We start from the raw sequence: 15,630 nt of genomic DNA, 5'->3' as shown, positions 1-15,630 counted from the left end.
TAGAAGATGCGGCAGCCACCCCGGCTGCCGCGTGTTTTACGGCTTCTTACGCCCTTCATTGACGATCGCCAGCAGCTGCTGCACTTTCCGGTAACTAAACAACTTCTCCAATGGTACGCGCAGTTTGCGCCGCCAGTTGGGGTATTCGGCTACCGTGCCCGGCACGTTGACCGGCGTCTCCATTCCCAGCCAGTCCTCCGGCTGCAGCCCCAGCAGGGCGCTGTCGGTGTACGCCAGAAAGCGGTGCACGCCCTGATTCAGCGCAGGCGTCAGACGCTGGCCGACGCGGTTTTTGCTGCGCGTATCAATGGCTTGCGCCTCGCTCAGGGCGTTCAGCAACGCGGTTCTCTGCCCATCGCGTTCCGCGATGGCCGCCTTCAGCATGCTGCGTTTAGTAAACAGCCCCAGCTGCTCGCGCAACTGCAGATCGGCGGCATGCCAGAATCCGCTCAGCGTCGGCAAATCATGGGTACTGGCGCTGGCAATCGACTGGCGCGGATAGGCTGCCGGTGGCCGGAACTGCCCGTCCTCCCCGCACTCGAACATCAGCACCTTCCACGAAAAAATGCCGCGGTCGCGCAGCAGGCTGACGATCTCCTGCGGCACGGTGCCGAGATCTTCACCGATCACCATGCAGCGCTGACGCTGACTCTCCAGCGCAAGGATCGCCAGCAGGTCGTGCACCGGATAGGCGACATACGCGCCTTTATCGGCACTTTCGCCATAGGGAATCCACCACAAACGCAGTAGCGCCATAACGTGATCGATGCGCAGCGCCCCGCAATCGCGCATATTGGCGCGCAGCAGATCGATAAACGGCTGATAGCCCCGCGCGCGCAGTACATGTGGATCGAGCGGCGGCAGCGCCCAGTTCTGCCCGAGCGGGCCAAGCGGATCCGGCGGTGCGCCCACCGACGCGCCCAGCTTATACAGCTGCGGATCCTGCCAGGTTTCCGCGCTGTGCTGTGCCACGCCAACCGCCAAATCGCGATATAACCCGACCGCCATCCCCAGCTGCTGGCTACGCTGCCAGCAGGCGGCGAACTGCTGCTGCGCCAGCCACTGCAGCCAGCTCCAGAACAGAATGTCGTCCTCATGCTGCGCGCACCATTGCTGCACCTCCGGCTGCTGCGCCTGCTGCCAGCCTGACGGCCACTTTTCCCAGCCCCACTCATCGGGATGCTGCTGGCTGCGCGCCGCTACGATGGCGTCAAACGCCGCCTGATAACGCAGCGCATCGCCGCCTTCAGCCAGAAACTGCTGAAACGCCGGCTGCCGGGTCAGCTGCGGCTGTGCGTGCTGCCAGGCAAAACGCAGCGCAGTCAGCTTGAGCGTCGTCACCGCGCGATAATCGACAAACGCTGCGCTGCGCGCCTGTTTTAGCGCTTTGCGCGTTGGCGCGCTGTGCCACCAGCGCTGGGCGGCGTCACTTTGGGTGAATTCGTCGATTTGATTGATGTCGATGTACAGCACGTTGAGCCAGCGGCGCGAGCTCGGGCTGTACGGGCTGACGTGATCCGGCTGCGCCGGATAGAGCGCATGCAGCGGGTTGAGACCGATGAAATCTCCGCCGTGAGCGGCGACCTGCTCCAGCATCTGCATCAGATCGCCAAAGTCGCCGATGCCCCAGTTACGCGCCGAGCGCAGCGTATAGAGCTGCACCAGCGCGCCCCAGCGCTTCTCCCCCTGCGCCAGCGCTGGCGGCAGATAACAGCGCGCCGGTGCGATGATAATGCGCGTCTGCCACTGCTGGCGTGAAGTGCTCAGCGTGAGCTGATGGTAGCCCTCGGGCAGTTCTGCCGGCAGCGCCAGGCTTTCTCCCGCGCTCAGCGTGCCGTCATAGTGCTGCCCCTGCTCGCTCACCAGCTGCCAGCGGTAGTCGTCGCTGCCCTGCGGCGTCAGTTCAGGCAGTCCGGGCGGCGTTAACACCAGCACCGGCGGCAGCGGTGGCGCGCTGCCCGTCGGGGCGTCCATCAGCGCCATCAGCGCGCGTTTGGTGTCGTCGCTGATGGTCTGTGACTCACCTTTATTGTTGATAAAACTCAGTGCGATACCGGCATCCCGTGCAGCCTGATCCAGTTTCTTCATGGCCATGTTGTCTCCTTCGTTGCCGTGCGCACATTACGCATGCAGCGTCATTTTCCGGCGGCTCAGCGCGCCGCCTGCCAGATACGCTGTTGATAATCGCGAATCGAACGATCGGCACTGAAGCGGCCGGTATGCGCCGTGTTGAGAATCGCCGCTTTGGTCCACGCTTCCGGATCGCGCCACAGCGCTTCGACGCGCTGCTGCGCCGCGATATAAGCGGCGAAATCGGCCAGCACCAGCCACGGATCGCCCTGTTTGCTCAGGCTCTCCAGCAGCGGCGCAAATACCTGCCGGTCGCCGTCGCTGAATTTGCCCTTTTCCAGCTCCTTCAGCAAACCGTCGAGATAGCGATCGTGCTTGCGCAGTTTCTTCGGACTGTAACCGTCGGCCTTCAGTGCTTTTACCTCATCCACCGTGTTGCCGAAGATAAAGATATTTTTCTCACCGACCGCCTCGGCAATCTCCACGTTAGCCCCGTCCAGCGTGCCAATGGTCAGCGCGCCGTTGAGCGCCAGCTTCATGTTGCCGGTACCGGAGGCTTCGTAACCGGCCGTGGAGATCTGCTCCGAGAGATCGGCTGCCGGAATCATCAGCTCGGCGGCGGTAATCCGGTAATCCGGCACAAACACCACCTTCAGGCGATCGCCCACCAGCGGGTCGTTGTTGATCACCTCCGCGACTTTATTGATGGCACAGATGATGTTTTTTGCCAGCAAATAGCCGGGCGCCGCCTTGGCGCCAAACAGAAAGACGCGCGGCACGAAGTCGGGATTGTCCGGGTTATCGCGCAGCTGGCGATAGCAGTGCAGGATGTGCAGCAGACTGAGATGCTGGCGTTTGTATTCGTGCAGGCGCTTGATCTGCACATCAAACAGCGCGTCAGGATTGATATCGATGCCGGTCACGCGTTTGATGTACACCGTCAGCCGCAGTTTGTTTTGCTGCTTGATGGTGCGGAACTGCTGGCGAAAGCTTTTCTTCTTCGCCAGCGGCGCCAGCCATTCCAGCGCGTCGAGATCGTTGGCCCACTCCACCTGCAGGCTGTCGTCAATTAGCGCGGACAGCAGGGGGTTGCACTGCTTCAGCCAGCGCCGCGGCGTAATGCCGTTGGTGACGTTATGAAACTTGTGCGGCCACAGCTGGTGATATTCCGGGAACAGATCGTTAACCACCAGCTGCGAGTGCAGCGCTGCCACACCGTTGACGGCGAAACAGCTCACCACGCACAGATTGGCCATGCGCACTTCGCCGTCGCTCACCACCGCCAACTTGTGCCAGAGGGCACTGTCGTTCGGCCAGCGCTGTTTGACCTGCTGCTTCAGCTGGCGATTGATCTGTTTGATGATTTGCAGATGGCGCGGCAGCAGTTCGCGCAGCAGGCTCGCCGGCCAGCGCTCCAGCGCCTCCGGCATTAGCGTATGGTTGGTATACGCAAAGGTGCGGCTGGTAATGTGCCAGGCGTCGTCCCAGCTCAGGCCATGCTCATCCAGCAGCAGACGCAGCAGCTCCGGAATAGCGATGGTGGGATGGGTATCGTTGAGCTGAATCACTTCGAAATCCGGCAGCGTATGCAGCGCACGGCCCGCCAGCCGGTGACGACGCAGTATGTCGCTCACCGCGCAGGCGCACTGGAAATACTGCTGCATCAGCCGCAGACGTTTACCAGGCGCATGGTTGTCATTGGGATAGAGCACTTTGGTCAGCTTGTCGGCTTCAATGCCCGGCTGCTCCGCCTGCAGGAATTTCCCGGCGTTAAACAGCGTCAGGTCAAACGGCTGCGCACTGGTGGCTTGCCACAGGCGCAGCGGCAGCGTGATGCCGTTGCGATAGCCGATTACCGGCAGATCCCAGGCCTGGCCGATCAGCTGCTGTGCCGGACGCCACTCGACGCTGCCGTCGTCGCGCTTTTTGACCTTACCGCCCAGCCCCACCGGCACATCCAGCGCCGCGTTGTGGCGGAACCACGGATAGCGATCGCGCTGCCAGTCATCCGGCGCTTCGTGCTGCTGTCCGGCCACGAACGACTGACGAAACAGGCCGTACTGATAGTTGAGGCCGTGCCCCATCGCCGGCTGGCCGACCGTCGCCATCGCATCCATGTAGCAGGCCGCGAGCCGTCCCAGTCCGCCGTTGCCCAGCGCCGGATCGACCTCCTCCTCCAGCAGTTCATTCAGCTCAACCTCGTGCTCTGCCAGCGCGGCAGCCACCTCGTTATACCAGCCGAGATTGAGCAGGTTATTGCCGGTCAGCCGGCCGGGCAGAAACTCCATCGAGAGATAATTAACGTGGCGCTGAGCGCTTTTCGGCGGCACGGGTGGCTGTGCGGCGAGCAGTTCCATCAGCGCCCGGCTGAGCGCCTGCCACCATTGATGCGGCGTCATCTGCCGGGCGGAAGTCAGTCCGAGCTGCTGCCACTGGCGGGTCAGCGCGGCGTCAAAGCGGGTTTTATTGAATTTTAGCGGCGACATAGTGCATCCCTTTGCATCCGAAACGGTAAACACGGGCAAGCGCAAATCTGAAAGAGTAAGTTAAGCCGGGGACGCTGAAAAAAGCGACAGGGAAATGAAGATGCAGTGAAAAAAGGCGTGCCGCTGCGGCCTGGTCGCCATCAATGGCGACCCTACAATAAGCGCGATGACCTGGTGCCTCACAGGGTGCGCATTGATGCGCACCTGGGAAATCAGCACAGCTCCAGATGCACTTCGTGCTGTTCAATCACCTTCAGTACGCTTAATGGCGGGGTTTGATCGGTATACAGGTAATCAATCAGGCTCATGTTGCCAAGGTTAACCATGGCGTTACGGCCAAACTTCGAGTGATCCACCACCAGCATCACGCAGCGCGAGTTCTCGATAATGGCGCGTTTGGTGCGCACTTCGTGATAGTCGAACTCCAGCAGCGAACCGTCCATATCAATACCGCTGATGCCGAGAATGCCGTAATCGAGCCGGAACTGAGAGATAAAATCGAGCGTGGCTTCCCCCATGATACCGCCGTCGCGCGTGCGCACTTCACCGCCGGCGATAATCACGCGGAAATCCGGCTTGCCCATCAGCAAAATCGCCACGTTAAGGTTGTTGGTGACAATACGCAGATTGTTGTGGTTGAGCAGCGCATGCGCCACCGCTTCCGGCGTGGTGCCGATATCAATAAACAGCGTGGCGCCGTCCGGGATCTGGCTCGCCACGCGCTCGGCGATGCGTGCCTTTTCCGCCGACCACATCATTTTGCGATCCTGCCACGCGGTGTTTTCCGAGCTGGAAGGCAGCGCCGCGCCGCCGTGATGACGCTGAATTTTGTTTTGATCGGCCAGATCGTTCAGATCGCGCCGGATAGTCTGCGGGCTGACCTCAAAGTGATCCACCAGCTCTTCCGTACTGACATACCCCTGACGCCGGACCAGATCGATAATGGCGTCATGACGTTGCGTCTGCTTCACATCTCTCTCCTCGGCTCAAGGCCGTGTTCTTTTTATCCTGCTACTAGCGACGTGCGCGTTTGCGCGTATCAACGAACGCCATCGCCAGCCCCACCAGCAAACCGGTGACGTGCGCAGCGTTCGCGATCGACAGGCCAAAGGCGCCGTACCAGCCAATCACCAGCCATACAATAGCGAAGCCAATCAGGCCGCGCTCGAGATAAATGCCACTTTCGGGATCGCGCTCGCCGCGCAGCCAGCAGTAGCCCATCAGCGCATAGACCACGCCGGACAGCCCGCCAAACAGCACGCCGCTGAATTTCGCCTGCATCCAGCCGCTCAGCAGCGCTGAAATCAGCATGATAACGAACAGCTTGCCGCTGCCGAGACGCTTCTCTACCGCACCGCCGAGATACCACCACCACATCAGGTTGAACAGAATGTGCAGCAGCGAGAAGTGCAGCAGCGCGTGGCTGAACCAGCGCCACACCTGAAAATACTGGGAGGAATCCGCCGGCCAGGCCAGCCAGCCGAGTACCACATCGTCGCCGACAATCTGCATCAGGATAAACACCGCCACGCAGGCGATCATGATGGTCAGCGTGAGCGGACCTGCGCGTTCGCGAATGTTTGCCCAGATATTGCCACGCTCATAACGCAGACCGCTGTCGGTGGTACCGCTGTGCCAGCTCGCCGCCTGATAGCGTGGATGGTTGGGATCGCGCACGAACTGCGCGAGTTCGTTTTCGACCATCTCCAGCTTGCTGTCGTCATCCAGCACAATGACACAGTGACTTTCGCGCTCAATGCGCAGCGTGACGCCACGCGTCGCCATGTAATCCACAAACGCCTGCGCCATGCGCGGCTGGTTAAACTGGGTGATGCGCATCATGCGGTGCTCTCCTTCCTTTAATCGGTCAATCAGAGGCTGCCGGTGGCGACCTGCGTCGGAAACGCCGCGCGCCAGGCATCAAAACCGCCGTCGATGCTGTAGACGTCGCTAAAGCCCTGGCTTAACAGGAACTGCGCCGCGCCTTTACTGCTGTTACCGTGATAGCACATCACCAGCACCGGCTGGTCGTGCCGGGCACCGGCAATGAACGTCGCCAGGTTGTCATTGGTCAGATGTTGCGCACCGGTGGCATGGCCCATGGCGAAGCTTTGCGGATCGCGGATGTCTACCAGTTGCGCTCCCTGTGCCAGATGCTCGTTAGCCTGCAGGACATTAATACACTCGAAGGTTTCCATGGGTCTCTCATTACCTCGTCATCAATTGGCGTTAGTTTACCCTGATAAGCCGCCGCTATAACCTGACAAATCCTGTGGATATGTGATTTTTTTCCTGCCGAAATGTTAGCTATATCACGCAAGAATGTTTTTATTGAGTTAAGCGCTGGCGTCAATGTTGGTTTCCGATTATTATTACGCTCGAAAACGAACATTTTAGAACTATTCCGAACATCGGAGGAGATGACGTGGAAACCAAAGACCTGATCGTGATCGGCGGCGGCATCAACGGTGCCGGCATTGCAGTGGATGCTGCAGGACGCGGCCTGTCAGTGCTGATGCTGGAGGCGCGGGATTTGGCCTGTGCAACCTCCTCTGCCAGTTCCAAGCTGATTCACGGTGGCCTGCGCTATCTGGAACATTACGAATTCCGTCTGGTGGGCGAAGCGCTGGCCGAACGTGAAGTGCTGCTGAAAATGGCGCCGCACATCGCCTTCCCGATGCGTTTCCGTCTGCCACACCGCCCGCATCTGCGTCCGGCGTGGATGATCCGCATGGGCCTGTTTATGTACGATCGCCTCGGTAAGCGCACTACGCTGCCAGGCAGTAAAGGTCTGCGTTTTGGCGCGGAATCGGCCCTGAAGCCTGAAATTACGCGCGGTTTCGAATATTCCGACTGCTGGGTAGACGATGCGCGTATGGTGGTGCTCAACGCGCAGGAAGTGGTGAAACAGGGCGGCGAAGTGCGCACCCGCACCCGCGTAACCCGCGCCTGGCGTGAAGCCGGTCTGTGGATGGTGGAAGCGGAAGACGTCGATACCGGCAAAACTTACACCTGGCGCGCCAAAGGGCTGGTTAACGCCGCCGGTCCGTGGGTAAAACAGTTCTTTGACGATGGCCTGAAGCTGAAATCGCCGTACGGTATTCGCCTGATCAAAGGCAGCCATATCGTGGTGCCGCGCGTGCACACCGAGAAGCAGGCTTACATTCTGCAGAACGAAGATAACCGCATCGTGTTTGTGATTCCGTGGATGGATGAGTTTTCGATCATCGGTACCACCGACGTCGAATACAAAGGCGATCCGAAAAATGTCAAAATCGATGACAATGAAATCAGCTACCTGCTGAAGGTGTATAACGCGCACTTTAAAAAGCAGCTGACCAGTGACGATATCGTCTGGACCTACTCCGGCGTGCGTCCGCTGTGCGATGATGAATCCGATTCACCGCAGGCGATTACCCGTGATTACACGCTGGACGTGCACGATGACAACGGTCAGGCACCGCTGCTGTCCGTATTCGGCGGCAAGCTGACCACCTATCGCAAGCTGGCGGAGCATGCGCTTGAGAAACTGGCGAAATACTACCCCGATGCCGGTCCGGCGTGGACCAAAAACGCCGTGCTGCCAGGCGGTGATTTCTCCGGTACGCGTGAAGATTACGCTGCCAGCCTGCGCCGTCGCTATCCGTTCATCAGCGAAGGCATGGCGCGTCACTTTGCCCGCACCTACGGCAGCCGTACTGAAGTGCTGCTGGAAGGCGCGAAGAGCCGTGAAGATCTGGGTGAAAACTTTGGCCACGAATTCTATGAAGCCGAACTGCGTTACCTGGTGAAACACGAGTGGGTGCGCGAGCTGGACGACGCCATCTGGCGCCGTACCAAGCAGGGTATGTGGCTGAGCGAAGCCGAACAGGCGCGCATCCGCGACTGGCTGGCGGAAAACGGCCAGAAACCGGCGCTGTCGCTGGCTTCCTAATCGCCTTAAGCATTGTCCTCAACCCCGCCACCGCGCGGGGTTTTTGTTTTTTCTTTTAGAGCCTTTAATAAAAATGGACCCATCACCTACTATTTTTATGCATTAAGTAATGGATATCAGCGATTAGAAAAAGAGGGCCGTATTTGTTTCAAGCAAATGCAACCCCCTGCTAATTGCCTGGATAAAAATTTACTGATGAAAATTCAGCGGGCGCAGGATGGGGGCGTGATGTTCTCACTGGATTCAGTAAATTACACAGTGAATAAAGACAAAGAAATGAGTCAATTGCAGAAGCGTAATTGATACATAGCGCGATAAATCGCGCCGCTACAGTGTGTGCGGTTGATAAGAAAAAAGTCACTGCCGCATTTACCGTAGCGGCGCAATTCATTGCGCTAACTGACCGTCAATCTTACAACCCGGCATTGTCACGAATATATTTACGGGCTTTCACCGCATATTCGGAGGGATTAGCGATGGCCGGATCCTGTTCCGCTTCAACCTTAGACAGTGAATAAAGACAACGAAATGAGTCAATTGCAGAAGCGAAATTAATACATAGCGCGATAAATCGCGCCGCTACAGTGTGTGCGGTCGATAATGACGAAAGTCACTGCCGCATTTACCGTAGCGGCGCAATTCATTGCGCTAACTGACCGTCAATCTTACAACCCGGCATTGTCACGAATATATTTACGGGCTTTCACTGCATATTCGAATGGGTTAGCGATGGCCGGATCCTGCTCCGCTTCGACGACCATCCAGCCTTTGTAGCCGTAATCATCGAGGATTTTGAATACCGGTTTGAAATCGATCACGCCATCGCCTGGTACGGTGAAGGTGCCTTTCTTCACTCCGTCGAGGAACGACAGCGAGTTTGCGCGCACCTCTGCCACCACGCTGTCACGCACATCCTTCAGATGCACGTGGAAAATACGCGGCAGATGCTGGGTCAGCACATCCAGCATCACCTGCTGTGATCCTTCGGAGTAGTAAATGTGGCCGGTGTCGTACAGCAGACCGACGTTATCGTTGGTCATTGCCATAAAACGGTCGATCTCGGCTGGCGTCTGAATGCCGGTGCCCATGTGATGATGCAGCGTCACGCGCATCCCTTTCTGCGCCGCGATCGCCGCCAGTTCGTTGTAACCCTCTGCCGTCAGGCGCCACTCTTCGTCAGTGAAAACCGGCTTCTGCTCCAGCACCGGCAGCGACGTGCCCTGAATGCTTTTGCTCTGTTCCGAGCAGCCAATCACGCGCGCGCCCATGGCGTGCAGGAAATTCATGTGATTGATGAACTGATCGATGGTTTTCGCTTTGTCACCGTTGGCAAAAAAGGTACTAAACCAGGCGTTACAAATCTGCATACCGCGGATATCCAGCATCGGCTTCAGCACCGCCGGATCGCGCGGATACTTGCTGCCCACTTCGCTACCGGTGAAACCCGCCAGCGCCATCTCGCTGACCGTTTGCTGGAAAGTATTTTCGCTGCCGAGTTCCGGCATGTCGTCGTTGGTCCAGCCAATCGGCGCAATCGCCAGTTTGACGTTCTCTTGGTTCATTTTCAGCTCCCTGATACAGAGAGGCAGCGGTAATCCGCTGCCGTGGATAGGTTTAGCGCACGCGCCTGATTATTTCTGGTAAAACGCCGGACGCGGCGGCATGGCAACGGGCTCAATCGCGCCGCTGGTTTGCGCCTTCAGGCAGGCATCGGCAGCCACCGAGGCGGCAAAGCCATCCCAGGCGGAAGGCCCGCTCAGCTGGCCTGCTTTCACATCATTGATAAACGCCTGCAGCTCAACGTCGTAGGCGTCGATAAAGCGATCTTTCCAGTCGGTCAGCAGCGCGTTGCCAAGGCGGGCATCTTTGCGCATCTGAATGGCCGATGGCTCCGGCAGTCTGGCGATGCCCTCTTCGCCCACCACTTCACACTGAATGTCATAGCCGTACGCGCAGTTCACAAAGATCTCCACATCGATGCGGATGCCCTTCTGCGTTTCAAACAGCACGATCTGCGGATCTTTCAGCTTCGCGTGTGACTTTGAGGTCGTGCGCGGGAACACCACCTGCACGCTCTTGTAATCGTCCTCGGTCAGCCAGCGCAGGACATCCAGCTCGTGAATCAGGGTGTTGGTGATGGCCATGTCGGTGGTGTAATTCTCGCCGACGCTCTGATTACGGTGCGCGCAGTGCAGCATCAGCGGCTCGCCGATGTCACCGTCGGTGATCACCTTTTTCAGCGCGCGATAGCCGGCATCATACGGGCGCATAAACCCTACCTGCACCAGACGTTTGCCGTGCGCGATCTCGGCGTCGACAATGCGACGGCAGCCCTCCGCGCTCAGCGCCAGCGGCTTCTCGCAGAACACCGGTTTCCCGGCGGCAATCGCGGCCAGCGTGAACTCTTCATGCGTCGGGTCCCACGAGGTCACCAGCACGGCATCCACTTCCGGCGAGTTAATCACCTGATGACCATCCTGATACACTTCGGCCTGGATATTCAGCCGCTGCAGCGCCGCGCGTGCACCTTCCACATTGATGTCTGAAACCGCCACCACTTTTGCGCCCTGCAGCACGTTGTTGCAGCGACGAATATGTTCCTGACCAATTGCGCCGGTACCGATTACACCGAGTTTGAGCGTCATAATTACACCTGTAGAGTCGGATAAGTAGGGTAAAACGGCCGGGCAGCGCCGGCCTGAAAAGGGTTAGTACTTACGCGCCTGTTGAATATGCTGATTGAGCTTGTCGGCCACCTGCTGCGTCCGCTCTGAGGTGGAAGCCTGCGCCACGCCGACGTGCCACCAGCTGAAGTATTTGTGCACCATGGTTTTTGGCAGCACTTTGATGTCAATCAGGGTCGAAACCGTCTGCTGCTGCGCATCTTCCAGCGCCGCCTTCAGCTGCTCCAGCGTGGTGACACGGTAGGTTTTACAGCCGTAGCCGGCGGCTATCGCCGCGAAATCAACCGGCACGAAGCCGCCATCCAGCTTGCCGCCCTGCGGATTACGGAAGCGGAACTCGGTGTTGAAACTGTCCATGCCGTGTTCCATCTGCAGGTTGTTGATGCAGCCATTGGTCATGTTATCCAGCAGGATGACGTTGATTTTCGCCCCTTCCTGAATCGAGGTGACCAGCTCGGAGTGCAGCATCATGAACGAGCCGTCACCCACCATGGCGTAGACTTCGCGCTGCGGCTGTGCCAGCTTCACGCCCAGCGCGGCATTCACTTCGTAACCCATGCACGAGTAGCCGTACTCAACGTGATACGCGTTGTAATCTTTGGTGCGCCATACGCGCTGCAGGTCACCCGGCAGACTGCCGGCGGCGGCGACAATCACCGCATCCTTTGGCAGCTGTTCGTTTAAGGTGCCCAGCACGCTGCTCTGCGTCAGCACCGACTTTGTCAAACGCTCAAACTCGGCGAACAGCGCGGTGCGATCGATGTGGTCAGCGATTTCCGGAATAAAGTCGTCGGTGTTGAAAGTGGCGGCGTACACGCGCTGCGTCTCTTTCAGCAGCTTGCTCTGCGCCTGTTCAATCTGACCACCCCAGTGATTCTCAAAGCCGTTCAGTCCGGCTTCCAGCGCGGTTAATCCTTCGCGTGCATCCGCCAGCAGCTGCACGCCATCCAGCTTGTAGCTGTCGAAGTTGTTGACGTTAATGTTGAGGTAGCTGATTTCCGGATGCTGGAAGATCCATTTCGAGGCCGTGGTGAAATCGGTATAGCGCGTACCAATACCGATCACCAGATCGGCCTCTTTAGCCAGCAGGTTCGCCGCCAGACAGCCGGTTTCACCCACGCCGCCCACGTTCAGCGGATGGTCGGAAACGATGGTGCCTTTGCCGGCCTGCGTTTCGGCAAACGGAATATTGAAACGCTCGGCAAAGCTCAGCAGCGCCTGACCGGCATCGGAGTATTTCACGCCGCCACCCACTACAATCAGCGGCTTGTGCTTACGCGCAATCAATGCCAGCGCCGCGTCCAGCTGGGCCGCCGTCGGCAGACGCCGGTCAAGCAAATGCACGCGTTTCTGGAAGAAGTATTCCGGGAAATCCCAGGCTTCGCCCTGCACATCCTGCGGCAGCGCCAGCGTTACCGCCCCGGTTTCCGCCGGATCGGTCAGCACGCGCAGCGCATTGATACAGGCGGTCATCAGCTGTTCCGGACGGCTCACGCGGTCCCAGTATTTACTCACTGCGCGGAAGGCATCGTTGGTGCTGATGCTGAGATCGTGACTCTGCTCGATCTGCTGCAGCACCGGGTCCGGCTGGCGCGTGGCGAACACATCGCCCGGCAGCAACAGCAGTGGAATCCGGTTGGCTGTTGCCGTGGCTGCCGCGGTAATCATGTTGGCGGCACCCGGTCCGACGGAAGAGGTACAGGCAATGATTTGACGGCGCAGCGACTGCCGGGCAAAACCGATGGCAGCGTGCGCCATACCCTGCTCGTTACGGCCCTGATACACCTGTAAATCGCCGCTGTCCTGCTCCAGCGCCTGGCCGAGGCCGAGCACATTGCCGTGGCCGAAAATAGCAAAGATGCCGTGCACGAATTTGGTTTCAACGCCGTCAACGTTCAGGTACTGGTTATCCAGAAATTTCACCAGCGCCTGTGCGGTAGTCAGTCTGATAGTGCCCATATGCTTCTTCCTTTACATGTGGTACCCGCTCAGGGGGTACGACGCGGTTCGGGTCGGCGGTGAAAACGCGCCCGACGCTAAGTGAAACGTGTGGCGATTATAAACAAATGTTTTTTCCATTAAACCTAATTACAGAAGAAACATTTCATTTTGCGATGAAGATCAAATTCGGCGCTGAAACGTGGCTGGCGATGGGACGGGATGACAGCAAAGTGAAACAGCCTGCTATGCCTCAGCCATCATAACGAAATTTCATTTCACCTCAGCAGCTTCCTCTCATCCGTCATCATTTCCTGCGAGCTGGCTCACAAGCCAGAGCACCCGCGAAACGGGCAAGCCGTAAAGGGCGGGAAAGGTAGCGGCACCAGAGTTTTACCTGGCTCACAAAATCGCGATGGATGTTTCATTTCATATTGTTTTTGGAATTTTTATTCCTCATACTGCCCACATAGCCAGTCAGGCACCCTGAGACCCCGGAAGCATTGCGCTTGATAGTGGGCGGCAGCGCCCGCCGTGTCTGCTTATCACAGAAGGAAACCATCAGTATGAGTACACAACAGAAGCGGCTTGATGTGATTTGTATTGGACGCATCGCCGTCGATCTTTACGGCCAGCAAATTGGCTCGCGCCTGGAAGATATGACCAGCTTTAACAAATACCTCGGCGGCTCTTCCGGCAACGTAGCTTATGGCACCGCGATCCAGGGGCTGAAGTCGGCGATGCTGGCGCGCGTCGGTGACGAACACAATGGCCGCTTCCTGCGTGAAGAGCTGCAGCGCGTGGGCTGCAATACTGACGGGCTGATCACCGATAAGCAGCGCCTGACCGGGCTGGTGATTCTCGGCATCAAAGACGAAGAGACCTTTCCGCTGATTTTCTATCGCGACAACTGTGCGGATATGGGGCTGGTTCCCGAGGACATTCGCGAAGAGTTCATTACCTCGTCCCGCGCCGTGGCGGTAACCGGCACCCACCTGTCGCATCCGGACACGCGGGCGGCGGTGCTGAAAGCGCTGGATATCGCCCGGCGCAACGGTCTGCGCACCGCGCTGGATATCGATTATCGCCCGGTGCTATGGGGTCTGACCTCACTGGGTGACGGCGAAACACGTTTCATTGAATCCGGCCAGGTGACGCAGCAGCTACAGGAAGTGGTGCACTATTTCGATCTGATTGTTGGAACGGAAGAAGAGTTCCATATCGCCGGTGGCAGCACTGATACGCTGACCGCGCTGAAAAATGTGCGTAAGGCCAGCAGTGCCACGTTGGTCTGCAAACGCGGGCCGCTGGGTTGTGTGGTGTTTGAGGGCGAGATTCCTGATAGCTGGGAACAGACGCGCCTGCACAGCGGCGTGCGCGTTGAGGTGCTCAACGTACTGGGCGCCGGCGATGCGTTTATGTCGGGCCTACTGCGCGGCTGGCTCAACGATGAGAGCTGGGAGCAGGCGTGCCGCTACGCTAACGCCTGTGGCGCACTGGTGGTATCCCGTCACGGCTGTGCACCGGCGATGCCAACGAAAGAAGAGCTGGACGATTTCCTCAGCCGCGATAACGCGGTGAAACGCCCGGATCTGGACGCGCGCCTCAATCATCTGCATCGCGTTACCACGCGTAAGCAGCAGTGGCCGGAGCTGAATGTGTTCGCCTTTGACCACCGTAAACAGCTGGCCGATATGGCGCGCGAAGCGGGCGTCAGCGAGGATCGCATTCCGCAGCTGAAGCTGCTGCTGCTGCAGGCGGCACAGGAGGCGGCTAACGAAGCCGGTCTCAATGAGAAGAGTGGCATCCTGGCGGATACCACGTACGGCCAGAAAGCGCTCAACGCCATCACCGGCAAGCACTGGTGGATTGGGCGGCCCATCGAGCTGCCGAGCTCACGACCACTGCGTCTTGAGCACGGCAATATTGGCTCTCAGCTGGTGGACTGGCCGGCCGAACACGTCGTCAAGTGCCTGGTGTTTTATCATCCCCATGACAGTGCTGAACTGCGTAAAGAGCAGGACGAGCTGGTTCTTGACGTGTGGCGCAGCTGTAACAAAAGCGGGCACGAGCTGCTGCTGGAAGTGATTCTGCCGGAGAGCAACCCGAACCGTAACGAGTCCTACTATTACGACATGCTGAGCCACTTCTATAGCCTGGGCGTGCAGCCGGACTGGTGGAAGCTACCACCGCTGACGGCGGAGAGCTGGCAGGCAATCGGCGAGCTGATTGAGCAGCAGGATCCGCACTGTCGCGGCATTCTGTTACTCGGCCTTGATGCGCCAGAAGAGAAGCTGAAAGCCGGCTTCGCCGCCGCCGCGCAGGCGACGTGGGTGAAAGGTTTTGCCGTGGGTCGCACCATTTTTGGCCAGCCGTCACGCCAGTGGCTGAACGGTGAGCTGGATGATAAAGCGCTGATTGAGACCGTGAAAGGCAATTATCTGCGCCTGATTGGCTACTGGCGCGCCGCGCGCGGCTGACGGATTTGAAGAGGATGTACTGAGAAGCGGCCTGACGG

The 15,630-nt window shown here is 58.6% G+C and carries 11 protein-coding genes; 3 read left to right on the top strand and 8 right to left on the bottom strand.

Annotated elements, in window-relative coordinates; all coding sequences use genetic code 11:
- Positions 1-36 precede the first annotated feature (36 nt).
- From malQ to glpE, 5 genes are all read right to left on the bottom strand, one after another.
- Positions 37-2,094: a 4-alpha-glucanotransferase gene (malQ, locus tag F3I21_RS20300; RefSeq protein WP_150059646.1), complete on the bottom strand. Its 2,058-nt coding sequence runs from the start codon at positions 2,092-2,094 to the stop codon at positions 37-39.
- Between the two features lie 56 nt (positions 2,095-2,150).
- Positions 2,151-4,556, bottom strand: a complete 2,406-nt coding sequence (malP, locus tag F3I21_RS20295; RefSeq protein WP_150059645.1) for a maltodextrin phosphorylase — start codon at positions 4,554-4,556, stop codon at positions 2,151-2,153.
- Between the two features lie 212 nt (positions 4,557-4,768).
- Positions 4,769-5,527, bottom strand: a complete 759-nt coding sequence (locus F3I21_RS20290) for a DeoR/GlpR family transcriptional regulator (protein WP_058759319.1) — start codon at positions 5,525-5,527, stop codon at positions 4,769-4,771.
- 43 nt (positions 5,528-5,570) lie between these two features.
- Positions 5,571-6,395, bottom strand: coding sequence for a rhomboid family intramembrane serine protease GlpG (gene glpG / locus F3I21_RS20285; protein WP_058759383.1), 825 nt, complete (start codon positions 6,393-6,395; stop codon positions 5,571-5,573).
- A gap of 32 nt (positions 6,396-6,427) precedes the next feature.
- On the bottom strand, positions 6,428-6,754 hold the full coding sequence (glpE, locus tag F3I21_RS20280; RefSeq protein ID WP_021313438.1) for a thiosulfate sulfurtransferase GlpE: 327 nt from the start codon (positions 6,752-6,754) through the stop codon (positions 6,428-6,430).
- A gap of 227 nt (positions 6,755-6,981) precedes the next feature.
- Here glpE and glpD point away from each other — a divergent pair, with 227 nt between their 5' ends.
- Both glpD and F3I21_RS23645 read left to right on the top strand, forming a co-directional pair.
- Complete coding sequence (glpD, locus tag F3I21_RS20270; protein WP_058759321.1) at positions 6,982-8,490, top strand: glycerol-3-phosphate dehydrogenase; 1,509 nt, start codon at positions 6,982-6,984, stop codon at positions 8,488-8,490.
- A 12-nt stretch (positions 8,491-8,502) separates the two neighbouring features.
- Positions 8,503-8,793 (top strand): DUF943 family protein, encoded by a 291-nt coding sequence (locus tag F3I21_RS23645; RefSeq protein WP_150059644.1) that lies wholly within the window; start codon positions 8,503-8,505, stop codon positions 8,791-8,793.
- 362 nt (positions 8,794-9,155) lie between these two features.
- Here the strand turns inward: F3I21_RS23645 and iolE are convergent, their stop codons facing one another.
- From iolE to iolD, 3 genes are all read right to left on the bottom strand, one after another.
- Positions 9,156-10,052: a myo-inosose-2 dehydratase gene (iolE, locus tag F3I21_RS20260; RefSeq protein WP_058770955.1), complete on the bottom strand. Its 897-nt coding sequence runs from the start codon at positions 10,050-10,052 to the stop codon at positions 9,156-9,158.
- A gap of 69 nt (positions 10,053-10,121) precedes the next feature.
- A complete protein-coding gene (locus tag F3I21_RS20255) occupies positions 10,122-11,135 on the bottom strand; it encodes a Gfo/Idh/MocA family protein (protein ID WP_021507394.1) in 1,014 nt (337 codons plus the stop codon).
- 63 nt (positions 11,136-11,198) lie between these two features.
- A complete protein-coding gene (gene iolD / locus F3I21_RS20250) occupies positions 11,199-13,133 on the bottom strand; it encodes a 3D-(3,5/4)-trihydroxycyclohexane-1,2-dione acylhydrolase (decyclizing) (RefSeq protein WP_021507393.1) in 1,935 nt (644 codons plus the stop codon).
- Positions 13,134-13,678: 545 nt separating this feature from the next.
- Between iolD and iolC the strand changes: the two genes are divergently transcribed.
- Entirely contained in the window at positions 13,679-15,592 is a 1,914-nt protein-coding gene (gene iolC / locus F3I21_RS20245; protein WP_150059643.1) for a 5-dehydro-2-deoxygluconokinase, read from the top strand.
- Positions 15,593-15,630: the final 38 nt, after the last annotated feature.

The sequence above is a fragment of the Pantoea sp. B_9 genome (genome assembly GCF_008632015.1).
Lineage (GTDB): Bacteria > Pseudomonadota > Gammaproteobacteria > Enterobacterales > Enterobacteriaceae > Pantoea > Pantoea dispersa.
The sequence above is the reverse complement of the archived record's forward strand: the minus strand, read 5'-3'. Positions and strand labels throughout refer to the sequence as shown.

Bases quoted from the DNA above. Each gene is read 5' to 3' on its own strand.
- malQ (WP_150059646.1), bottom strand. From the start codon at position 2,094: ATGGCCATGAAGAAACTGGATCAGGCTGCACGGGATGCCGGTATCGCA.
- malP (WP_150059645.1), bottom strand. From the start codon at position 4,556: ATGTCGCCGCTAAAATTCAATAAAACCCGCTTTGACGCCGCGCTGACC.
- glpG (WP_058759383.1), bottom strand. From the start codon at position 6,395: ATGCGCATCACCCAGTTTAACCAGCCGCGCATGGCGCAGGCGTTTGTG.
- glpE (WP_021313438.1), bottom strand. From the start codon at position 6,754: ATGGAAACCTTCGAGTGTATTAATGTCCTGCAGGCTAACGAGCATCTG.
- iolE (WP_058770955.1), bottom strand. From the start codon at position 10,052: ATGAACCAAGAGAACGTCAAACTGGCGATTGCGCCGATTGGCTGGACC.
- F3I21_RS20255 (WP_021507394.1), bottom strand. From the start codon at position 11,135: ATGACGCTCAAACTCGGTGTAATCGGTACCGGCGCAATTGGTCAGGAA.
- iolD (WP_021507393.1), bottom strand. From the start codon at position 13,133: ATGGGCACTATCAGACTGACTACCGCACAGGCGCTGGTGAAATTTCTG.
- iolC (WP_150059643.1), top strand. From the start codon at position 13,679: ATGAGTACACAACAGAAGCGGCTTGATGTGATTTGTATTGGACGCATC.